Below are 23,671 nucleotides of genomic sequence, written 5' to 3'. Positions count from 1 at the left end.
TGCGGTGAAATATCACCGCAACTTTTTTGATAGGATTGAACCGGGTATTAATCTAGTTCAAAAAGAAAGAACCCTTCTCATAGAGAAGGGCAAAAGAATATTAATAATGTCTTCTTTTTTTGACTCCACAGTATTCAACAGTGACATGACAGTGTTTTTTACATTTTGTAGGGACATATTTAATTTTAGTAACACAAGTTTTCGTAATTTTTTTGTAAAAACACTTTGGTTTTGGGTGACATCCTTTATGCTTTCTGTACATATTGAACCCTCCCTGATTGTGATAAGGTATTGTATGAACAGGGCAATGTATCGGTAATGTATAAACGTCTATTATTGTATAATAATTCCTTTATTAGGCTTTTGTGTTACTAGTGAAGGCGTGGTTCTTTCTATTAAAAGAATACAATGACAAAAAGCTGTACACCTATCAATCACGATGATATATTAAATTTAATTAATTTGTTAATAAACTTAACTAACTATTAAAGGAGGCGATTGCATGGCTGGCACACCGCAATATATCCGTAATCTGAATGAAAACCTCATTATGGATGCCCTGATAACTCAGGGAACCATGTCTAGAGCGGATATCAGCCGTCAGACCGGACTTAGTAAACCAACGGTGTCGTTGGCTGTAGAACATCTGATTGACCGTAATCTGGTGAAGGAAATGGGGAGAGCTGACAATGCTCAGGGTCGCAAAGCAACCCTCATCCGTTTCAATGAAACGGCTTATTATGTCTGTGGTATAGATATCGGCGCAACACGTATTCGGATCGCATTATCCGATCTGACTGGAGAAATCATTGCCTATCGAACACATCCCATGGTTGTCCAAGAAGGTCAGGAGCGAGCGGAAGCGACGATGCTGGAGCTTCTTCGAGGCCATCTGAATGAATTGCTTGATGAGAATCATCTGAACTGGGATCAGATTCAGTGCATCGGGTTCGGTATACCGGGCGTAGTCTTGCCTGATTCGGGACGTATCCATCGTATTGTGGACCCGTTAGTTGGTCTGGAACAAGCATTCTCTCTAGAGTCGTTGTCAGGCGCTTTTCCCTGTGAAGTGATTCTGGAAAATGATGTGAATCTTGCGGCGCTTGGGGAGTATCGAAGTGGTGCAGCAGCAGGTTGTAACTTGTTTGTTTTTTTCTCCATCGGTACAGGGACGGGCGCTGGCATTATGGTACATGGCCAACTGCTACGAGGTCTTGGTGGGTTAACCGGAGAGATCGCAGAGATGTTGATGGAGGATGGCCGTCGTCTGGAGGAAGTGCTGTCAGCCGATGGTCTGATGCAGTTGGCGAAACGTCACCTTAATCCGCATGATGAACTATTGCAAGTTGCTGATTCGGGTGCGGATGTAAATGTAGTTGCAGTTGCAGATGATCTTCACAGACACTTGACTCCCGAGAAGTTATTTGAAGCCGCACGCAATGGAGAAATAGATGCCTTGGATATTTTACAACAATACAGCCAGATGATTGCTTCAGCTCTGCGTCATATTAGCGTTGTGCTTGCTCCAGATCTTATTGTGCTTGGCGGGGGCGTAGGAGGAAATGGCGATGTATTATTGCCTTTACTGAGACAGGTCATATCTGAGCAATTCCCGGTGCAACCACAGCTAATCTGCTCCAAGCTTGGTGAGCAGGCTGTTGTCACTGGCGCAGTGCAGGTGGCCATAAAACAAACGATGCTGAACCTTCAGCAGGAAGCGTTGGAATAAAAGATTGGATACACAATATCTGAGGAGGGAAACGGGATGACAGAATTCTTGAAAAACGTAAGTAATGATTATTCGTCTAATCAGGATGGTACGGTTGGAGGTGATCTATCCGGTTGGATTGCAGGTATTGATATTGGAGGCACCAAAACATTGATGCTTTTGTCATCACGACAGGCTGGAAGCAAAGTTCATGAACGTATCTTGCCTACGCGTGTCAGTGATCAGCCGGATGAGTTCTTCCGATGGTTATTCGCTGAACTGGACACCTTCTGCCGCGAGGTTGGATGCCGTCTGGATCAACTTTCTGGTGCAGGCTTGGGATTCCCTGGTGTCATTCTGCAAGATGAGGGAGTACTGCGAAGTGCTCCGGCTTTTCAGTGGCCTGAGCAAGATATTCGCCCTGTGATTGCGAAGTATTACAGCGGAAACATCATGTTGGATAATGATGTGAATATGGCTGCAATGGGAGAATATGATCAAGGGGCAGCACAGGGACATCAACATTGTGTAATGGTCACGGTTGGAACAGGTATTGGAGCTGCTCTTATCCTGAATGGGCAACTCTACAGCGGACAAAATGGAGCAGCAGGTGAGATTGGGCATTTCATTGCAGGAGATGAAGGACTTCATACGGGTTATGTTGCGGATGCGGATTCCTTTGGTGTATTTGAGCAAGCGACTTCAGGTACGGGAATTACTGAACAAGCAAGACGTTATTTTAAAGAGGGTAAGGGAAGTGCCTTATCTCTGGTCATGAGTCTGGCAGGAGGTGAAGTGCAGCAGATTGAAGCCAGACATGTATTCAAGGCAGCCGAATCAGATGATGTTGCTGCACTTGAGATTCTTGAACTGCCTATGCGTTATATGGCTAGAGGTCTGGCGAATATTACGGCTTTACTTAATCCTTCCATGATTGTAATCGGTGGAGGTGTGGCAGCATCCAACCCATCCTATTATCTAAATGAAGTGCGTACACGTCTCGAGCGTTATACCGTTCTGCCTGCACGTTTAGCTGTAGCTGAACTTGGTAATAGAGCAGGAGCAATCGGGGCATTGGCTGTAATCAGGTCGAGTCTGGCACGGACATACCATTAGAGATAGGTGAAGCTACTATAGAATTAAAGGATGGAGATCCGGATGAGAAATAGACATATGAAGGCTTACACAGAGAAAATAAAAGCCGATTCTACTGATGCAAGACGTGTTTTGCTCAAATTACAGGGCCTGTATCTGTTTATGGGACTTGCCGGGGGGATGTTTAACCCGTACATCAATCCCATTTTGGTTGCACAAGGTTTTTCCAGTAAAGAAACCGGATTTATCATGGCGTTTGGCACACTTGTATCTATTATTCTTCAACCTATATGGGGAATTCTGGTAGATAAATTCAAAAAGACACGGTTTGTACTGATAATTAGCCTGCTCGTTCCTGCATCGTTAGCGTACTTCTACAATATTCAAGTGTACATTATATTAATATTGATTTATACTTTATGCACTATATTCCAAGTGACACAAATACCTGTGGCTGACTCCTATGCGGTTACCGCCGCGAGAGCAGCCAACACCTCATATGGCATGATCCGACTCTTCGGGAGCATAGGAACCGGAGTTGGAGGATTTGCAGCAGGGATGTATCTCTCTCAGTTTTCCATTCACATGTTATGGCTGCCGTTTCTGATGTTTAACGTTCTAAGCGCCATACTGGCAAGCACACTCCCCCGGCAGACGAGCATATCCTCGTCCTCGGTAACCTTCTCCGTAGGTTTGGCAAGATTGCTCCGAAACCGGACATTCCTTCTATTTCTAACAGGTTGTTTCCTGGTTAACCAAACGCTCACTGCGTTTAACTCCTTTTTTGTTATTTCATTTCAGATGGCTGGCGGTTCTGTGAAGATGACAGGTACAGCGCTATTGCTTGCATCAATCACCAATGTTCCATCCATGTTGGCAGCGGCATTCGTACTCCGAAAATGGGGGCATGAACGCACGATGTTGCTTGCAGCCGGTGCGTATATGTTACGTTGGGGAATACAATGGCTATGGCCAACGCCTGAGGTAATGATTGGCGTTCAGGTACTGCATGGGTTGTCCTTCGGATTCTTCTATATCGCAGCAGTGGAATATGTGGCTTCGGTTACGGGACGGGAAATGCAGGCCACGGGACAAAGTTTATTTAACATGGTGTTTGCCGGCCTGGGCGGAATTGTTGGTAATATGCTTAATGGATATTTGCTCGATTCCGGCGGTCCATCACTGATGTATCTGGCTTGTACGATTAGTGCAGCATTAGGATCGGTGATTCTGTATATCGTCAGCAGGCAGGCCAAAGATGAAAGAAGATCATACTCATTAGAATAGCGATGGAAGGAGTTGGAGCCTATGAGAGTAAATCTGAAGCGGAATTGGCACACCAAGTTGCTGTATTCCTATTTTCCTATTTTTCTGCTTACGATTTCCATTCTGATCTTTCTCTCCTTCCTGATTGTCAACGAACTCTCACGTAACGAAACGCAAAAAGCAGACATGATCTCCACCCGTTATATCGTGGATACACTGGAACGCTCGCTAAGCGATATCGAACTCCGGTTGCTTGAAGACATTGGTGCGAACAAGACATACAGTCGTTTTTTGGAGGCCGGACAGGGACAATTGTCGAGTCAGTTCATCTATGATGCGGCAAGTGGACTGGGACGTATGTTGGATCAGCAGGATATGATTCAATCCATTTATCTCTATCGCATGTCAGATTCCCAGATCCTTACGCCGAGAGGCATGATGCGCTTGGAAGATTTCGAAGATCGTGCCTATATTGAACAAGCTTTGAAAGATCGGGAGAACCTCGGTTGGAACCTGCCACGTGAATACAAGGAACGTTCTTTTGACGTACCTTCACAGGTGATTAGCATGAATAAGTGGCTTCCTTTACCGTGGGGCGGAGAAGGTCTGCTCGTCATAACAATCCGCATGTATGCAGTCGAACGGCAGATTGATAACATGACGAATGAAAAGTTATCCGTTCTTCAGGTACGGGACAAGAGCGACAATCTGATCTATACAGCGCATCAAATGGACCCTTCAGCAGGTGAAATCCTTAATCATGTGTCTTCCGACAAGCTTGGTCTCGTCTTCGAGAGCGGCATTCAATCCGGACAACTGTATTCATGGGTATCGCTTGTCTCTTATGTGTGGATTGGCATTGGATTATTAACGATTGTTGGCGCGGTGGCGGGACTGATCTACATTACGCGTAGAAATACGCGGCCCATCCAGCTCATCATGAATCGAATTCAGGCGTTACAGCCACGTGCCGAGGAGGATGAAGCAGCTCCATCCGTCAAGGATGAATTGGCTCTCATCGACCGTGCGCTGGAACATCTGATTGCTCAGACGGTTGATTATGAGAAACAGCATCATGAAAACTTGCTGATTCATCGCAGACAATTACTTGTTGATCTGATGGAAGGGGAACGCATGGATTCGTTCCGTCAGCGACTTCGCCATCTGCAACCGCTAGAGGAACGTTTCATGGAACCGAAGAGTGTGGCTGTCCTGATTGCGGAGATGAATGGTGACGACCTCTCGACCAATCAGAATATTCTGAAGATTGCGCTTATGAATGTGGTGGAAGAACTTGTGCAGAACGAGACCCAATTCGGCGGTTGGGCTGAATGGTTTGGGAACCGAAGGCTTATTGTGGTGATTGCATCGGATGAGCAGGAAGGACTGGACCGTGAATTGCTTATGGATCTGGCTAAGCAGATGCATATGTGGATTGCGGAAAACTTCCGCCTCCGGTTTACCTTCGGGATTGGACGAACCGTATCGGGCTGGGAGGAGATTACTCGATCCTATGCGAGTGCCGATGCGGGGTTGCAGCATAGACTTACCCTTGGTAAAGATGCGATCGTTCTCAGTGAGCAACTGCCGGATCGTATTGAGCTGCAATCGTATAAGTACTTGCAGATGCTCGCGGACTTTGTCCGTGAATTCAGGCTTACTGGTGATGGCTGGCGGACACAACTGGATCAGATGTTTGTTGCGTTCAGCGAAGATCAGATTACGGATAACGATATTCGCATGTTACTGCAGGCGTTAATTCAGATGTTGTCCCGTGAATTCGGAGAGCTGTCTGAGCGGTTACAGAGCCAATTTGCCGAGGAAATTCTGACACGTCTTCGCAGTGATATCCAACAGGTAGAGACACTGGAGGGAATTCAGGACATTTTGCAGGAATGGTTGAAAGAGGTCTATCGCAATTATGTGTCTGTGAATGAAACGAAAAGTCATCGCGCAATGATTAACGAGCTGCGGATTTATATTGAAGAACATTTTGATGATCCGGATCTGTCCCTAAAACATCTAAGCGATCGGTTCCAGATTTCGGGCAAATATGCGAGTTATTTGTTCAAGGAAGAGTTTGAGATGAAGTTTGTTGATTTTCTGGTGAAACTGAGGGTCGAAAAGGCCTGCCGTTTGTTGTCTGCATCCGATATGGCAGTTCAGGATATTGCGCTGCAAGTAGGTTATGCTAACGCCATCTCTTTCGGCCGAGTATTTAAACGGATTATGGGTGTGACACCGGGGGACTACCGCAAGCAGAGTGGAAAACAAGGGGATCAATAATGATATTGGTCGTGTTAGAACACACGTTAGCGGGTGAAATCGATTAATCTTAGAAATATCTATGAAATCTCCTGTATGAGGGAATAGGGTTCGTACCTTATCGCCCTCTGCAGGAGATTTTTTGGATGCTCAACCACGATCTTGGGCCAGTGTAGCTGGTGCGTTAAGGAATTTTACGAGTGTCCTATACTAAGCAATATGACAATTCATTAATTTATAGGGCAGGAGTTGCATAGATGTACAAATACGGACAGCAAGTGTGGGGATCGGTAGATATCAGTAAACGGGTTACCATCACAGCAAGCAATAACACATTTACATTTAATGTAGATAACTCGTCATACACGATAACGCTGCCTGTTGGTACCTACACAACAAGTCAACAAAGGCATGAATCCGAACTTATTCAGGCCATTTCGAAGGCAGGGGCGGCTCAGAACATTCCAGTACGATTTATTTTGGGCGGAATGCATTATGATGAGAAGTATAATGTATTGATATTGGAACATACGGACACGAGCAACGAACATGTTATTGATCAATTTGCGGGAAATGCCATCGATACGTTGTTTGGTCAAGTGAAGTTTAATCTTCCGCCGAGGAATTAGTGAGTTCAATCGTTCTACAAGTGTTGTTAAACAAGGAGATCACATAAGATGTGGTCTCTTTTTCTTTCTTTTGAAGAAAGATTCATTGGAAAAAGGATTATTGCAAGCTGGGCGATGCCAGATAGCGTATGAGAATCCAATGAAATGCAACATATTGTGTTATCATAGTTTACATATAAGGCGTGAAAATTGTATATTGTCAGGAAATATGTTTATATATCGCGGTTTTTAACTAAAAAAACGTCATTTTTGCATTTTGAAAATAGTTTATTGTCTAATGTCGAATTCGTATGTAATGATTAGTGACATTCACAGGTGCAACGAAATGCACGAACCAAGTGGAGTGGCAATCATGTGAATCCATATCAGAGTGTGTGCGAAAGGGGAAAGGTCAAATGAGATTATTTCAAAGACGTAAGGCAGGCAAGGCAAGTTCAATCCTCGCAGTGGTAACAGCATTCACTCTATTATTATCCGCATGTTCATCAGGAAGCGAATCTGCATCTTCATCCGGAGAATCAGGTTCGGGGGAAAAAACGACTTTGAAAGTAGAAATCTTCGACCGGGGAAATACGCCGGCGGGCTACACCATTTCAGACAGTTATCTGACTCGCTTCATTCAAGAGAAGTTTGGTGATCCAAACAACATCGATGTTCAGTTTGTTCCGGTACCTCGCTCGGAGGAAGTACAGAAGCTTAACGTTCTGATGGCGAGTGGCTCTGAAGTACCTGATATCGTATTTACCTACGACTCAGGAACATTCAACCGATATGCAGAGCAAGGAGGTCTGACTGAACTTACCGATCTGCTCAATCAAAGCGGCCCTAACCTGAAGAAGTTCCTGGGTGATGAAACGCTGGCCTACGGTCAATACGATGGGCAACAGTTCGCGGTTCCGGGTAAACGTCTTGTACTTGGCAAATACGCATCCTATGTTCGTCAGGATTGGCTGGACGCACTCGGATTGCCTTCACCTGAGACAGCTGAGGAGCTGCATACCACATTGAAGGCCTTTAAGGAAAAAGATCCGGGTAAGGTGGGCACAGGACTTATCCCAATGGGGATGTCCATTGCTTCGGCTCAATATGAACCTCTGATCTGGTCATTCATTGAACCGCTGACGGAAGAACAAAAATATACATTAACACAACAACTGGGTTCCAATGACTATCCAACGTTGTTGCCGGGTTTCAAGGACGCCTTGAAATATATGAACACACTTTATAATGAAGGTTTGATGAGCAAGGACTTTGGACTCGACAAAGATAAGAAAAAGCTGTGGGAAGATGTATCCAACGGCAAAGTTGGATTTTACACCGAGGATGCAGGGGAGATTTACATCTCCGGTACGTACAAAAACCTGCAAACCAATCAACCAGGTGCAGTGATCACACCGATTGATGCATTCAAAAACTCCGAAGGCAAATTCGCCAAACCAGCATATGCTCCCAATGCGATGTATGTCATGATTCCAAAATCAAGCAAAAATGCGGAAGCAGCGATGAAGTACCTGGATTGGATGGCTTCAGACAACAACTTGTTCGACCTGCAATTTGGTGTTGAAAATGAGAACTATGAGCTTGTGGACGGTGTGCCACTGATCAAAGATGATGCTTCTCCTGAAATCGCAGGTCGTATCTATAATTCCGGTGACATTGCCATTATCGTCAATGGTAAATACGTTGGGGATGACAAGAAAAATGAAGAGGCTTATGTCGTACAGGTAGAATCGAAGTATCGGGATGATATGCGCAAGTCGGTAGCCATTTCCAACACGGACACGATTCAACCGGTACGCTTCTCCAAACCGATTGATGCAGAAGCGCGCTACGGTAACGGCCTGAAAGACAAGTTTATGGAGTTCTTCGTGAAAACAACCATTTCCAAACCGGCTGACTTTGAAGCGACGTATGACAGCATGATGAAGGATTACATGGCGAGCGGTGGTCAAGCAATCCTGGATGAACGTACAGAAGCTTACAAAGCGATGAAATAAGCAGAGTAGAGAACACATCTAATGTGAACGACAACAAAGAACAGGGATTTCATTAGGGCGATGGCAACATCGCCTTGATGAAGAATCCTGAATGACATGGGGGGAAGGTTTATGAAAACAAGCATCTATTTCCGCAGAAACTGGCAACTATATGCGTTGCTCCTACTGCCCATGATCTACTTCATTATTTTCAAGTATGGGCCAATGTATGGTGTGCAGATTGCGTTCAAGGATTTTAACTTCTTCCAAGGGATCTCTGGTAGTGAGTGGATTGGCTTGGATGCATTCAGAGAAGTGTTTCAAAATCAGGGGTTTTACACGGCATTACGCAACACGTTGGTACTAAACATGCTGGATTTATTGGTTTCCTTCCCGGCGCCGCTTATACTGGCCATCTTATTATTCGAGCTGAAAAAGGCTTGGTTCAAAAAGATGGCACAGACGTTGCTCTACATTCCACACTTTATCTCATGGGTTATTATTGGAGGGATCGTGCTTCAGGTTTTCGGAACGCAGTCCGGTTTCATCAACAATATCTTGATGAGCATGGGGTTTGATCCATTGCCATTCCTTTCAGACAAAAACTATTGGCTCTTCACGTATCTTGCGGTAGGCGTGTGGCAGAGTGCAGGGTGGGGAACGATTCTGTATCTGGCATCCCTGACAGGCATTAACCGGGAACTGTATGAAGCGGCAGAAGTGGATGGAGCAAGTCGGCTGCGCAGAATCTGGCACATATCCTTGCCCGGCATCAAAACGACGATTGTTACCTTATTGATCATCAATGTCGGCAACATGATCTCCATCGGCTTCGACCGACCGTTTATTATCGGAAATGTGGCTGTACGTGAATACTCGGATGTGCTCAGCACGTTTGTCTATCGTGTCGGTTTACAATCTGGTCAGGTCACGCTTGCAACAGCTGTAGGTTTGTTCCAGGCCTTAGTTGGACTTGTCTTCATACTCGGAGCAAACTATACGTCCAAGAAATTAACCGATGAGAGCATTATGTAGTGGATTTGATTCACATATGATCTGTAAGGAGTGAGTGGGATGTCTGAAAACACGGCGAATCGAATATTCAACACGGTAAACGTCATTCTTATTATCATTACGATGGTGCTGTGTCTTGCACCATTCATTCATATTATTGCGATCTCGCTCAGCTCGAACCGAGCGATCGGTTCAGGTGAAGTTTCCTTTTTCCCCAAAGAGTTGTCCTTTGAAGCGTATAGCAAAGTGTTTGCAGATGGATCGATGATTCGTTCCCTCATCTATACCATTTGGCTGACCGTCCTTAGTACGGTGCTAAGCATGGCGATGACCATTGCAGCGGCATACCCGCTGGCGAAGAGTAACCTGAAGGGACGCAAGTGGTTCATGCTTGTCATTGTGGTGACGATGTTCTTCAGTGGGGGGATTATTCCCGAGTACATTCTGATCAAAAATCTTCATCTGCTCGACAGCACATGGGGGCTTATTCTGCCTGGATTAATTAGTCCGTTCTATATGATCATTCTCATTACCTTCTTCCGAGGTATTCCCGAAAGTCTGGAAGAAGCGGCGGGCATTGATGGAAGCAGCCACTTCGGAACACTGATGCGCATTATCTTGCCACTATCCCTTCCGGTTATGGCAACACTGAGCCTATTCTACGCGGTAGGACGCTGGAATGGTTTCCAGGATGCACTCATGTATATTACCAAGCCTGAGTTATACCCGTTACAATTGAAATTGTATCAGATGATTCAGCAAAACCAGATTACAGAACTGATGCAGAACGAAGGCATTGGTGCCGTTCAGGTCTTGCCTGAGAGTCTGAAAGCAGCCAGCGTTATATTCTCAACATTACCGATCCTGCTGGTGTATCCATGGTTGCAGCGGTACTTTATCAGTGGCGTAATGGTAGGTGCTGTAAAAGGTTAATAGTCTCGGGAGGTCCATGACATGACACAACGAATGGTAGAGAAGATGTCAAAAGAACAGCAGTATCTAGTGAATCAGTCCATGTTGATGATGGATAGCTTCTATGACAAGGAATTGGATCTGCTTCGCAGTTTCGAAGAAGAGGATTCATCGCAGCACAGCACACGAGCCAGTGCACATTATGCGCTGGGGTTGTTGATTAGAAATGAACCTGGTGATGTGGAACGCGCGATACGAGTGTTCCACAAGGTGCTCGATGTTCAATATGACGCTCCGGATGAGATCTATCACGGAACCTTCGCGACCCGACCTAATGATGTGCATCCACCAGCGGGTCACTATGCTTGGAAATCTTTTGCGCCAGGCACAGCCTATTTCCTGGAACGCACCTTTGAGAAGGTGTCTGCGCAGTTTATCCATAAACTACGGGAAGATGGCTCTCTACTCACAGAGACGGCAGATCCCAAACAACTGAAACGTCTGTTTCATTCGGCAGTGAATCAGGTACTGCCACCGGTCTGGATCAGTTATGATCCCAACTGGCGCGAGTTTATCGCTTGTGTCTGTGTGGTCGTAACTGCCGAATTCTCTGAACTTATGCCAGATACACTCATGAAACGGATGGACCATGCCATGGCATTGGCTGTTCAAGGGTCCATAGAACGAAGGTTATCCGACGTAATCCCCATGAACACCAATATTGAGTTAATGCATATTTTCATCACCCACTACTACGGCCATCGCTTGAACCGAACAGAATGGATTCAGCATTCGGATGAACAGGCAGAGGGATTCATGAAGGAGTTTGAGCAGTTCGACGGTACATTCGCTGAATTCAATACAACAACGTATTACGGGGTGGATCTCTCCGTGCTTGGCATGTATCGAAAGTATGGACTCACTCAACGTTTAGTTGAAATTGGACACCGGATTGAACACGGGCTGTGGAATAACATTGCGCTATATTACAATGCGAACCTGGAGAATCTCTCCGGCCCATTCTCTCGGGCGTACGACATGGAGATGCGAGAGCATAGTTCTATCGGTGTATTTATCTATCTTTTGCTCGGTGAAGGCTATGAATATCTGGCAGGAATCAACTGTGAGTCAGGTCATGATCCACTGATTGCGCTCCTTGGGGTGGATGTGCCCGCGGAAGCCGTGCCTTATTTCAAGGCTCATCAAGCGGATCGGCTTGTGCAGAAACAGTTCATGGAACTGTGTGAGCGCAATGATCCAACGTCCAATCGGAATCTATGTACGGCCAAAGCATGGATTGGTGAGGACCGGATGATCGGAGCCATGTCGGGAAGTGTGAATACCAACGGCCAGATGCATCCCGCCACAATTCACTGGCAGACGGAGACGGGGGAGCGTTATTATCTCCGCTTGATCCGCCGTGAGGTAGGCGAGGGGTGGAACAGTCATCTGCGCGGAGTGACGTTTGATGCGGATCTCACGCCAGATTCGTTAACCATTGATGTCGTTTTGGATACAGAGGAAGAAATCGACGTTTATTTTGAAATCAGAGGGCCTTCCCTTCGTAAGGAGGATATTACGCCAGCGTTATGGCAGTTCCCTGGACTTACGTGTACCGTGAAGACTGAGGCGCCTGAACCATCCGTATTAATGTACTCGAATCACGCGGAGATCATCTATCGATATGTACCTGGAAGGACTGCGAACAAGATGAGATTTGAATTGACCCTCCGTGAAGACAATGGACAGAGGAATGAATAGATAGAGATCAATGGAATATGAATAGGCGATAGAATGAGAGGCAGGAGGAATAATCATGTACACGGACAAGCAGGAATATTCGTTTTCAACATGTTGGAACATCAAACGTCATACGACCGGACAAGGCATGATTGAAGAGATCAAATCTCTTGGATTCAGACACGTTGAACTGAACTACAACGTCACGGAAGAGATGCTGAAGACGATAGAGCCGATGATTGAACGAGGAGAAATCGGTGTATCCAGTGTGCATAACACATTTCCGCATGTGGCTGATCCAGATTATGGGACGGATTCCGTCCTGCTCGGATTCGATGACGAGCCGCGCCGCAAACGAGCGATTGAACTGTTACTTCGCTCTGCCGAGTACGCACATCGTTATGGCGCCAAGGCTGTTGTTGTGCATCCGGGTGAGGTGCCGTTTGAATACAATATAGATGAAGCGTTGAAAAAGATATACCACGATCAGGGGCCGGACTCACCGGCGTATCAATCTTTATGGCAAGAGATGCTGGAGAAACGGGAAGATGGCAGCGCACATTACCTGAGCCGGATTCAGGAGAGTCTGGAAGAGGTATGTGACTTGTCGGAGCAGCGGGGATATGGAGTGAATTTTGGTATTGAGACCCGTTCACGCTGTTATCAGATGCCGACTTTGCATGAAGCGGGAACGATTATTGGACGCATGAAAGGCGCGCCGCTTGGTCTCTGGTACGATATTGGTCACGGCATGATGATGGATCGAATGGGGCTGTACGATAATGTACGTGAGGCTAACGCGTTGATTAATCACGTGGTTGGCGTGCATATTCATGAAACCGTAGGGTTGGCAGATCATTGGTGTCCATACATTCATAGTAAAGACATGACCTTTTTTGATTCATTTTTGGATATTATTGATCGTTCACCGGTGAAAGTATATGAGTTAAAAGCCGCTTGTACACCGGAAGAAATTGATGAAAGTCATGCGATGATTACGTCTCGCATTGCTGAACGTCATGCGGCGCGTCAGCGAGGATAGGGAGCACACGCATCAAGCATGAATGCCCTTATAGGAAAGTAATTAACAAATAGAGCGGTTAAGAACCAACCTCAGGTTGCATTACAGGGGTGTTCTGCCGCTCTTTTGTTGTTCTTTTAAAGTGGTGAATGTTTTAGCGTTTCTCAGGGAGTGTTACGTCACCGAGAATACCTCCCTGATAGCCTTTGACAACTGCCCCGATTCTGGATTTAACACCAAATTTCTGTGTAATAGAGGTGATATGATACTCCACTGTACGTTGGCTGATCGCCATATCTTGTGCAATTTCATTATTGGTCATCTCCAGTGCAATACGGTTAAGCACTTCGCGTTCTGTTGCAGTGAGTGATTCCTCCAGATTAGAGGATAACATGGTCTCTGGAACAAGCACATGACCCAACATACTTTGGTGAATGGCGTTGATAATCTGTCCATACGTTGCTTGTTTCGACAAGTAGGCATGTACGCCCAGATCATAAGCTTTCAACTGGAATTCGTGATAGTTGTACCCGGAAAGCAATATAATTTTGACGGATAACCCGTATTGATCTTTCAATCTTCTCACAACCTCAAAACCATCAAGCTGGGGCATGCGGATATCCATGACGACAACATCTGGTCGCAACGTCTCTACTTCGGATAAGAAAAGCAAAGGATCGCTGAAAGTCTTCAGTACCTTTATGCCTGGTTCGCGGGTTAAGCGGTTGTTGAGACCTTCCATGACCAGGGGGTGATCATCAAGCAGGACGACTGTAATAGGTTCGCTCATTGTTCAATAGCTCCTTTGGTTAAAGGCAAACGAATGTTGATTGAGGTTCCTTTGCCAAGGATGGAATGTATAGTGAATTCACCACCGAGGTGCTGAATGCTGCTTTGTATGGAGATCAAACCGAAGTGCCCAGTTTCAGTGTCGAATGTGGTATGAACATTAAATCCCAAGCCGTCATCCTTTACTTGTAGAATCAAATCATGATCCTTCGTATGTACCTGAATGGAGCAAAACGATGCCTGTGCGTGCTTCATCACATTCATAATAAGTTCACGGATCGTCCGAAAGACGGTGGACTTCAGAGGTTCTTGCTTCAACTCTTCAGCGAGGGCGTTGTAACTCAGCTCCATCCTGATGCCACTTTGCATTTGAAGTGTACGGATGAGCCATTGCAACGCTTCTTCCAGTTCGCTCCGATCCATAATATGAGGGTAGAGATCATCACACAGTTGGCGAATATCTTTCTGTGAAGCATATAGGCACTCCAGCCAAACAGCCGTTTGATCAGCATTGGTTTCTCCGGTATTATGAAATTCCTCCAGATCACGAGACAGGAAGATTAGGTTTTGAAGCAGTTGATCATGAAGGAAATAAGAGGTTTTCATACGCTCTGCCTGCTGTGCTTCCATCATAATATGATTGAACTTCCGATGACGGCTTATCTGGTGTTCATGAAGAGCTGTCTGATCTACATGGTGTTCATATCGCTTCTGCAGATCGGATAAGAGTCTGCCATTGACGAGCATCCGAATCGCTTCCAGTCTGCCTTTATCAATGATATCCTGCTCTTCTGCTGAGAAAAGGGTTCGATTTTCTTTGTGACCAATGCCCAGAAATCCTAACATCTCCGTCGCTGGTTCACCTGACAGCTCCCAAATCTGTGCCAAATCATACTTCTGTCGTAACACTTCAATATCCAATGCCTCGTTATCGATATTCTGTATGGAAGCAAAAACCCCTGTACCTTCCTGAGAATATCTGTGCTTATCATCAATCCATATCACAATTACGCCTTCAATATCCAGCATCTTGTGGAACATCTCGGCAAACACGTGGATCATGTCTCGCATGTTTTGCTGCTCAGCCATTCGCACAGTCAATCGCAGTTGCTGGTGTTCCAGCCAGTCCTTATTGAGTTTGTTTTTCTTACGTGAGCGGGTGAGCGTGTACTGATACACCCAAGTGATCAGCATAAACGAGACGAACAGCCAGCTGATATGAATTAATGTTTCCAGGTGAGAAGCAGTCAGAAATAGTAAAAATACGATCAGCATATATAGTCCATGAATCATCAATCTTGGCATAACCAGTTTGAAATCAAGCATACTCCGTTGTACAAGTACATAAGTGAACATCCATGATAAAGGCAGGAATCCAATTAATGTGTACTCTACAGGAAGTAAAGGTTCACCTTGAAGCAGGGTTGGAATGGCAAAGCAGATGATAAAGGGAATCAAACTAATAATAATTCCCGTTAACATGAGCAATAGCTGGTTCTGTTCCTTGCGATTGTAGCTTTTACGATTAACCCATGTCATCCAGATTAAGATCAGAAGGGTTCCGCAAAGAATAAAGTTAAGCAGATTGGTTGGACCAGACGGTGCAACAGGGGTGCTAACGATGCTAATGCCTGGATTGAACTGAACATCGGTCATCATCCACTGCTTGATGTATAGAAATACTAGGCATGTAGAATAAGCAATCGCAATTCCTCTGCTGATGATTAATAACCACCGGAAACGATGCAGACGGGTGCGAAATACAAAAGACACATAAAATGCGGTTAGACAGTAAGGTAACCATGCCGCACAAAAGGCGAGAATATAATTAGATATAGGCAACTGGGAAGTATATATCGTCAGTATACATAAGGCCATGGACAGGTTAAGCAGGTAGAACAGACGCATCACTCGTGAACCGGGTTGGTTAAACAAAGCGTAGCTTCCGGTCAACAACAGCAATAATTCTACAGTGGATGAGAAGCCGATGTTGAACCATTCACGTAATCCAGGCTTCATTGTATGTTCGACTGCCTGACCGCGAGAATTCTCAATACCAATGGTGTAGGCTTCAGTCACTAAGAATTCACCTTTTTGATGGAGTAATCGGACTTCTCCTTTGGATTCCAACGAGATAACAGTGTCACTCGATCTAATCCCGGATGTATATGCTAAACCTTGCGGATCTACATCATGTACTGCCCAGGAATTAGAGGCATTTGGTGTTAACGAAAGACCGATATAAGGATTTAAAAATGAAGAGATATGGATATACGTGGCTGTCAGTATAAAGCACAACATCGTGACAAACCAAACAGAACCAAATTTATATGTGGTGACTCTATGCAATGAATTTCTTAATCCCATGCGAGTAATCATCCGTTCTTATGATGTGTATCATTGGTATATGATGTAAAAAAGCAAGCCATGAAGCAATGTCATGGCTTGCCGTGCATCACTCTATGTTAATGTAGCAGAGTGCCTAACATTTTGTACATCAAAACTGATGATTCCTGTCTGAGCATAGGCTGCTTCGATCTATAATCCACAGCACCGCTGCTGGATATGGATACTTCCGGACCGTAGAGACCTAAAGCGACTACAAATTGAACACCTTCTTTAGCCCAACGATCCTGTGAACCGGCAAGATTGGCAGTTACGGCAGGTGCACCAAGTAGTTGTTGAGCCGTTCTCGAAATAATCACCGCGGCCTCTTGCCTTGTGATAGCTTGGTCAGGATGGAACAATCCACGGGTATTTCCTTGCACAATACCCAGTTCAAGGGCGGTTTGAATGTAGGCGGCATAGGGACTTGATTGGGCGTCTTTAAATTTTGGTGATTGAGTCGAAATCGACATCCCGCTTATGCCTACGACCTGTGTTACAAACTCTCCACGACTTACAGGCTTCTCTGGTTCAAATCGGGATTGATCCTGTGGATACAGGCCAATCTGTGTTAAGCGATAGATGTACGGAGCATAAGGATGGTTTTCTGGCACATCTTCATAAGGATTGGCTTCAGGCAATTTTTCGGACCAGCTGTCTGACTTGTTGTAATAGAAATAAGTGATTTCACCTGACTGATTTTTTTTGAAACCAGCGAGCTTACCGTCCTCATCCATGAACAGCATGTCCTTAACGGGGGTTAAGGTGTGCGTGCCATAAGCATCAACAACCTGGAGCCCTGTCTCTGTTGCTGAAATATCATACAACCATGCGGGCAAGCGGATATCCCGATACAGTCCCTCGTAGGTAAGGAGTAAAGACTCGGGTACGCTATAATCGGCATAATGTGTCTCGTTGTTTGGATAAAAATGATCCATAAATGCGTGGAAAAGCGTTTCTCGCAGATCAGGTCCATCACTGTTGGAGACGATAAATAGTCCAGTCTTCTCGTTAGGCAACAGCCACATATTGGAGTGGAAGCCCGCTAGATCGCCTGCTTTACTCACGACTTTCCGTCCATGATTATACTGCGAATAGGTGGATTCGAATCCATATCCTGTACCGGGGATATCAGGGTGTATGGAGACATCCAACGTTTGCATGTCCTGGACGGAAGAAGGATCGAGTATACGTTCGCCTTGGTAGGAACCTTGATTGAGTTGGGCGAGCATAAAATGAGCCATATCCCGTCCGGTTGTTATTAATCCGCCTTCAGGTGAACTGTCGGGTACATTGGGATACTGCGAAAGTTCCTCTCCTTTAGCGCCATAAGGAGTCGCGAGTTTACTGAGCGAGTCTTTGCTTAGTGTAAAATGGCTATCCGACATACTGAGTGGCTGGAAAATATGCTGTTGTACATAAGTCTCAAACGGAAGTTTGGACTGTTTCTGAACAATGTAGCCCAAGAGTGCATAGCCGTAGTTGTCGTAACGGAAAACTTCTCCTGGCGTGCGGACAACGGACGGTTGGTGTTCTTTGATGAATTGCTCAAGCGGATAAGAACTTCCCAGCTCTCTGTCTGTAGCTGCTGCATCTGTGAAATCAAATCCGCTGGTGTGGGTCATCAGATGTTCCAATGTTAATGCTGTTCCGGTATGGTTGGTCAGGTCCAAACCATCTGTGTATGTGCTGATATCCTGATTAAGCTTGACTGGTCCTTGCTCAGCCAATTGCATAATGGCCGTTGCTGTCAGGGTTTTCGAGATCGAGGCTACACGAAACAGGGTGGAGTCGGCATCGACAGGAATCTCTTTTTCCACATTGGCATAACCATATCCTTTATTAAGTACGATCTGTTCATCTTGAACAACGGTGACTACCGCACCTTTCAGAGCAGACTTCATTTCAGGCTGGGCGAAGAATTGATTGATGAACGATTCCGTTTCCTGAACGCTTATCTGCGGATGAGGTGTGCTGCTCTCTGCCGATACGCTGGTCATTGTGGTAAAGCTCAGGGATGCAACGAGCATGATGTAGACTACAGCGCGCTTCCACTTGTCATTCGATTTGTAGCTCTGTTGTTGATATTGTTGTTGAGTTGGACATGTTGCTACGTGAGATTTCATGAAATTCTCCTTTGTGTTGTGATCTTTACGCAGTCTTACAACTGAGTAACTTCTATAATCTATCAGTTCGAATGTAATGGCGATTCCGTAGTACGCACTTATTATGGGCAGGAGTACCGCAAACCTTTTTGCGTGATCCCGCAATCGCAGAGGGTGAATAGTGAGTTGCGAATGATCTTGAACATATGAAAAGATGATCTGGAATATATGAAAAAGAGGTATCTGTCATGATGGACCCAACGGGGGTCTCGACAAATACCTCTTTTTGTTTCTTCTTTTATTTTCCGGGTGAAGCTACATGGTGCAAAGGAATTCGGATGTAGATTTTATAAGCTACTCGTACATCCGTCGTTCAAGTTCGGTATAGGCAATCGCAGGATCATCACTGGAGTTGTCGATATAAGCGACGGATGAAGCAGGGAGGGGCCATGCTACTTCTTTACGGACTAGAGAAGCTGTGAAGGTATCCCAGTTATCAAGTTTCCAGTCATCCAATGGAGATTGTCTCGCTGTAATCCGCTCGTGATACAACGATTCATTCTCCAGATAAATATAAGCCACCCGCACATCCGTGTCTTCCAGAGAACGCTCAATTCTTGCAAGTTCCTGAGCAATCCAATCCGGGGTTCCGATTTCTTTGGTAAATGGCCCGACAACGATCGTGTCGATACCCAACTGAACGTTATCCAGAGCTGCGTCCATCGTAATGCGGTACCCAAGATCACGGCACAGCCGCTTGTATTCAGGCGAATCCCGGTCGGATGGATCGAGTCCCTGAAGGGTCATAATTGCCTCAGCCGCGGGACGAAGCAGGATATCCATATCGAAGAAAGCCGCTTTATGTTTACGGGAAAGGGCTTTGGCAAGGGTGGTCTTGCCACTTCCGGCCCCGCCGAGAAAGAAGATTAGTTTGCTCATGAATGTAATGCCTCCTTAACTAGATTCAAAAAATAAGATATGTAATTGAGTTATACGAATAGATAGATTCTAGAGTACGTGAAAGAAAGGACTTGTTTATTTTAACATAAATAAAGAAGGTTGATAGCTAGACAGAAAAGGAAGGATAAGGTAATATCATACCTAGTTGTTCTATGCATAGGTTTCCGATGTATATGATCAGAAGAGATTTAAAAGTGAATTTTTTCGAAATCCAAAATGAATTGATAAGGAAGGAGTGAGCGCATGCAGGTTAACAAACAAATGATTAAAGGTAGTACCGAAACATTGATTCTGACCTTGCTTCAGGAACGACCGTTGTATGGTTATGAATTAATTAAGGAATTACATCGTCAATCCGAGGGTGTGTTTAATCTGAAAGAAGGCACGTTATATCCTATTTTGCATGCCATGGAGATTGAAGGATGGGTAGAGTCGTACTGGATGGAGGTTGAAGGCCGTAAACGTAAATATTATTCGATTCGTGACAAGGGCATGGAGGCCTTAGAAAGTAAAAAAGCGGAGTGGAATTTGTTCCGTAGAGCTGTGGATCGGGTGCTTGGGGAAGGAGGCCTGACATGACGAATCGAGATGAACGAATTCAGCATTATCTTGATCACATGTGTGTTGAGGTTAAAGCTCGCGAAGTACATAACGACTTGCGTGATGAGTTGGGAAACCACATGGAAGAGATCATTTTGGACAAAGAAGAAGAAGGTTATTCAGAAGAAGAAGCAATTGCATACGCCATTGAACAGATGGGCGATCCAGCTGTTGTAGGCAAGAGTATGCACCGGTTACATCGTCACCGAATGCATTGGGGGCTGTTAGTTGGATTAATTGCTTTGTCTATAATAAGTCTGTTCTTAATGTGGGTTTTTACGATTAATGTAGCAGATGAAAAGTATCAGTTCTTATATCGCAATCATGTCGTGTACACCGTTATAGGTGTATTGTTGATGTTGTTCTTTATTTACTTTGATTATCGTAAGTTGAAAAAAGCTGCTTGGTGGATCTATATTCTACTGAATGTCATGTTATGGATCAGTCCAATGATAACTACAGATATTTATGGTAATAGCAGATATTGGAGCTTATTTGGCTTAACACTAGACCTTACCACAGCTTCAGTGTGGATTTTGCCACTTGCTATAGGTGCCATTATGGTGGACAAGCTTCGTTCCAATTGTAATATGCAATCCATATTGACCTACATTGCGATGGTAACGATTCCCGCAGTACTATTGTTTCAAACGTTGGACTGGGTTCGCTTGTTTCTGTTTGGCATAATGTCCATTATTTTATTTGGCTGGCTCACGCGAAAATGGCTTTATACAGTCATAGGTGCAGTTATAACAGGAATTATTTTTGTATTGTTATTGTTCTTTGCAGATCAATACGGACGACTGGAGAGGCTCACTGTCGTTTTGAATCTTCAGGATGATCCTTATGGCAGTGCCTATAGTAACTATTCCATTATCGAAATTATTCGATCATCAGGTTGGTGGGGTAACGGGATTGATACAACGTTTGACAGGTTTAAAACGAGTTATTTCAATTACCCAGGAGTGCTGCTCATTGATGTGTTTGGCTGGTCTGCCGGGATACTGCTATTGGTGGCGATCATCTGGTTTGTTGCCAATATGGTGAAAATGCTTCCTCGCATATGGGATGATTTTGGCCGTATGATTATTGTCAGTATCACAGCTATGTTTGCAATGCAAATCATCTATTCGCTGGCTATGACTACCGGAAAAGCACCTATTATCAGTATCACATTTCCTTTAATTGGATACGGAAATCACTTGATGTTTGATTACGCCATGCTCGGTTTACTGCTCGGTATTTACCGCCGGAAGGATACTACTTCGAAGAAAAATGACGAAATGCCGAAGAAGATGGATGCCGACCTACTGACCAATTCATAGGCATCCAAAATCATTACCGCATTATGAATGAAGGTATTGTTATGCTCGTTTAATGAGCATTCACGGAAACCAGATATGACGCAGGTTCACCCAGCCCTGGCTGTTGAAAGATAGGCCACGAACGGAAGGCAAATAAGCCGTCTCTACCGGTTTTTTGGATAAATGGAACAGTAAATTCTGATCAACCAAAAATTGCTCAATTCGGTCTAATTCAGAAGTTCGATCTGCTGCAATCGGAGAGGCGATAATGGTTTGCAACATCTCATGAATCGTTATACGAGCAGAATCTTCCAGATGCTCGGACAACGTGGAATAAAGATCATACCTGCGCAGTTCTTCGTCTCTGTCCCGAATCAGAGAAAAGAGAATCAGATCAGATTCCAGCCGCAGATCTCCTTTGAACTGCTCCATCGTGCCTGTGCGGACGGTACAGGAGTAACCGCACTGCTCCAATATAGATGCCAGTTGTTGTGCATCCCTGCGATATTGTGGAATGGTTGCAATGTGCAGGGATACGGGACGAGTGGCACTGAGTCGTTGAGATATATGGTTACATCCCTCCGAATGTACCTGGACCATCTGGGTACTCACTTTACTAAAATGAGGTACCACAACCTCAGAGTCATCTGCATGTCCGTCATCTCTATACATTTCAGCAAGGCATGACTGGATGTGTGCTCTTACTTCCGGATCGTTTAACGGTCCGGTTTTTTGCGTATTACACGTGAGTAATTTATGAACCATCACACCTGCGCTAATCTGAGTCCAGTCTGCACCCTCGGACGAAGATGGATTATGAACAAGATGGAAGAACGGAGTTTCGATCTCTTGACTATCGTCCATTTTGGCCGAGGCACTCCACGGAATTTGCAGGATGTCTACCCGGTCCATATGTGCTCTACCCTGAAAATACGATGAAAAGGCTTCAAGTCTGCACAAGTGATCATCCCAGGCAGTAACCTTGAACGGCCCCGTCCCGACAGGTTTTTGCATTGCATGCAGATCACCCGCATGATTCATGTTAAGTTCGTGTGTTCCCGGTGAGGGTACAATCGCCGCACGACTTGTTGTAAGGAAGGACAAAAATAATTCGTGAGGTTTTTTAAGCCGGAAACACACGGTCAAGGGACCTACCGCTTTAATAGATAGAATCTGTTTACTCACATCACGGTACAGTGTTCGGAGGTCTGTAGATTGCAACCGTTCAAACGTATGCACAATATCATGGGACGTCAGCATCTGACCATTGTGAAATGTAATGCCTTTTCGTAAATAAAACGTCCAGGTCTGTCGGTCTGCACTGACATCCCAAGTATGAGCGAGGCAGGGGAGAATCTCCCCTTTTTCACTACGTTGAACCAACCCGTCAAAGACATGGCTGGTCACAAAGGATTCAGCCAACAGATTAATGTACAGCGGATCAAGCGCATGAAGCTGTTGGCGCAGGGGTAGCCGTAGTGTATCAATCTGCTCATTATTGGTGCCGGCTTCTGTATGATGTCCCGAATACCCGAGCAACCACTGGTTTAGATGATCCTGCATGGTTGTTGAACTGGAGAATGCACTCACCTGCTCGGCAGCTTCCTGCAATTCCCGGCGATTCATGGCTTGCATCATGTATTCAGCCGCGATTTGATCGGCCGGAACAAGCAAAGTCAGTGATGAACGACGACCGCGGCCACGTTGGGAAACCCAACTAATCCAATCATGAGCAACCATCTTTTTGACAATCGTTAATGTATTACGATGCGTGCATTCGAGCAATTCAGCGAGGTCGGCAAGCGTAAGTTCATGTTCTGTATGATGACCGTATTGGCGATGTAACAGCAGATATTGCTGATGTAATTTCAAAGTGATGATTCCCTCCTGGAGGTGAACTCT

17 protein-coding genes are annotated in these 23,671 nt (G+C 45.1%); 12 read left to right on the top strand and 5 right to left on the bottom strand.

The features are described from left to right. The first annotated feature begins 502 nt into the window (after window positions 1-502). The 10 genes from ACX9NY_RS10715 to ACX9NY_RS10670 all read left to right on the top strand — a co-directional run bounded on the left by ACX9NY_RS10715 (window position 503) and on the right by ACX9NY_RS10670 (window position 13,647). Window positions 503-1,729, top strand: a complete 1,227-nt coding sequence (locus ACX9NY_RS10715) for an ROK family transcriptional regulator (RefSeq protein ID WP_339242092.1) — start codon at window positions 503-505, stop codon at window positions 1,727-1,729. 36 nt (window positions 1,730-1,765) lie between these two features. Next, on the top strand, window positions 1,766-2,824 hold the full coding sequence (locus ACX9NY_RS10710; protein ID WP_339260761.1) for an ROK family protein: 1,059 nt from the start codon (window positions 1,766-1,768) through the stop codon (window positions 2,822-2,824). A gap of 42 nt (window positions 2,825-2,866) precedes the next feature. Next, complete coding sequence (locus ACX9NY_RS10705) at window positions 2,867-4,090, top strand: MFS transporter (protein WP_339242094.1); 1,224 nt, start codon at window positions 2,867-2,869, stop codon at window positions 4,088-4,090. Between the two features lie 21 nt (window positions 4,091-4,111). Next, the gene (locus ACX9NY_RS10700) at window positions 4,112-6,355 is read left to right on the top strand and encodes a helix-turn-helix domain-containing protein (RefSeq protein WP_339242096.1); all 2,244 of its coding nucleotides are present in this window, start codon (window positions 4,112-4,114) and stop codon (window positions 6,353-6,355) included. Between the two features lie 236 nt (window positions 6,356-6,591). After that, window positions 6,592-6,963: a hypothetical protein gene (locus ACX9NY_RS10695; protein ID WP_472478562.1), complete on the top strand. Its 372-nt coding sequence runs from the start codon at window positions 6,592-6,594 to the stop codon at window positions 6,961-6,963. Between the two features lie 395 nt (window positions 6,964-7,358). Further along, complete coding sequence (locus ACX9NY_RS10690; protein ID WP_339242098.1) at window positions 7,359-8,960, top strand: extracellular solute-binding protein; 1,602 nt, start codon at window positions 7,359-7,361, stop codon at window positions 8,958-8,960. Between the two features lie 111 nt (window positions 8,961-9,071). Then, complete coding sequence (locus ACX9NY_RS10685) at window positions 9,072-9,974, top strand: ABC transporter permease (protein WP_339242099.1); 903 nt, start codon at window positions 9,072-9,074, stop codon at window positions 9,972-9,974. Window positions 9,975-10,013: 39 nt separating this feature from the next. Further along, on the top strand, window positions 10,014-10,886 hold the full coding sequence (locus tag ACX9NY_RS10680) for a carbohydrate ABC transporter permease (protein ID WP_339242100.1): 873 nt from the start codon (window positions 10,014-10,016) through the stop codon (window positions 10,884-10,886). A 21-nt stretch (window positions 10,887-10,907) separates the two neighbouring features. Then, window positions 10,908-12,626 carry a hypothetical protein gene (locus ACX9NY_RS10675; protein ID WP_472478561.1) on the top strand — a complete coding sequence of 573 codons (1,719 nt, stop codon included), beginning with the start codon at window positions 10,908-10,910 and terminating at the stop codon, window positions 12,624-12,626. A gap of 55 nt (window positions 12,627-12,681) precedes the next feature. Next, window positions 12,682-13,647 carry a sugar phosphate isomerase/epimerase family protein gene (locus ACX9NY_RS10670; protein ID WP_472478560.1) on the top strand — a complete coding sequence of 322 codons (966 nt, stop codon included), beginning with the start codon at window positions 12,682-12,684 and terminating at the stop codon, window positions 13,645-13,647. A gap of 133 nt (window positions 13,648-13,780) precedes the next feature. Here ACX9NY_RS10670 and ACX9NY_RS10665 read toward each other — a convergent pair whose 3' ends face one another. The 4 genes from ACX9NY_RS10665 to ACX9NY_RS10650 all read right to left on the bottom strand — a co-directional run bounded on the left by ACX9NY_RS10665 (window position 13,781) and on the right by ACX9NY_RS10650 (window position 19,844). Next, window positions 13,781-14,416, bottom strand: coding sequence for a response regulator (locus tag ACX9NY_RS10665; protein WP_472478559.1), 636 nt, complete (start codon window positions 14,414-14,416; stop codon window positions 13,781-13,783). After that, window positions 14,413-16,494 carry a sensor histidine kinase gene (locus tag ACX9NY_RS10660; protein ID WP_472478558.1) on the bottom strand — a complete coding sequence of 694 codons (2,082 nt, stop codon included), beginning with the start codon at window positions 16,492-16,494 and terminating at the stop codon, window positions 14,413-14,415. The genes ACX9NY_RS10665 and ACX9NY_RS10660 overlap by 4 nt, the downstream gene beginning before the upstream one ends. Before the next feature lie 386 nt (window positions 16,495-16,880). Then, window positions 16,881-18,926 (bottom strand): serine hydrolase, encoded by a 2,046-nt coding sequence (locus ACX9NY_RS10655; RefSeq protein WP_339242109.1) that lies wholly within the window; start codon window positions 18,924-18,926, stop codon window positions 16,881-16,883. Between the two features lie 333 nt (window positions 18,927-19,259). Then, window positions 19,260-19,844 (bottom strand): P-loop nucleotide/nucleoside kinase family protein, encoded by a 585-nt coding sequence (locus ACX9NY_RS10650; RefSeq protein ID WP_339242110.1) that lies wholly within the window; start codon window positions 19,842-19,844, stop codon window positions 19,260-19,262. A gap of 264 nt (window positions 19,845-20,108) precedes the next feature. Here ACX9NY_RS10650 and ACX9NY_RS10645 point away from each other — a divergent pair, with 264 nt between their 5' ends. Both ACX9NY_RS10645 and ACX9NY_RS10640 read left to right on the top strand, forming a co-directional pair. Beyond that, complete coding sequence (locus ACX9NY_RS10645) at window positions 20,109-20,444, top strand: PadR family transcriptional regulator (protein ID WP_253434636.1); 336 nt, start codon at window positions 20,109-20,111, stop codon at window positions 20,442-20,444. Continuing rightward, window positions 20,441-21,790 carry an FtsW/RodA/SpoVE family cell cycle protein gene (locus ACX9NY_RS10640; RefSeq protein WP_472478557.1) on the top strand — a complete coding sequence of 450 codons (1,350 nt, stop codon included), beginning with the start codon at window positions 20,441-20,443 and terminating at the stop codon, window positions 21,788-21,790. The genes ACX9NY_RS10645 and ACX9NY_RS10640 overlap by 4 nt, the downstream gene beginning before the upstream one ends. 60 nt (window positions 21,791-21,850) lie before the next feature. Here ACX9NY_RS10640 and ACX9NY_RS10635 read toward each other — a convergent pair whose 3' ends face one another. Then, entirely contained in the window at window positions 21,851-23,641 is a 1,791-nt protein-coding gene (locus ACX9NY_RS10635) for an ABC transporter substrate-binding protein (protein WP_472478556.1), read from the bottom strand. Window positions 23,642-23,671 lie beyond the last annotated feature (30 nt).

This window comes from Paenibacillus sp. CB74 (assembly GCF_055687625.1).
Note: the sequence above shows the minus strand (reverse complement) of the source record. Positions and strands in the feature narration are given on the sequence as shown.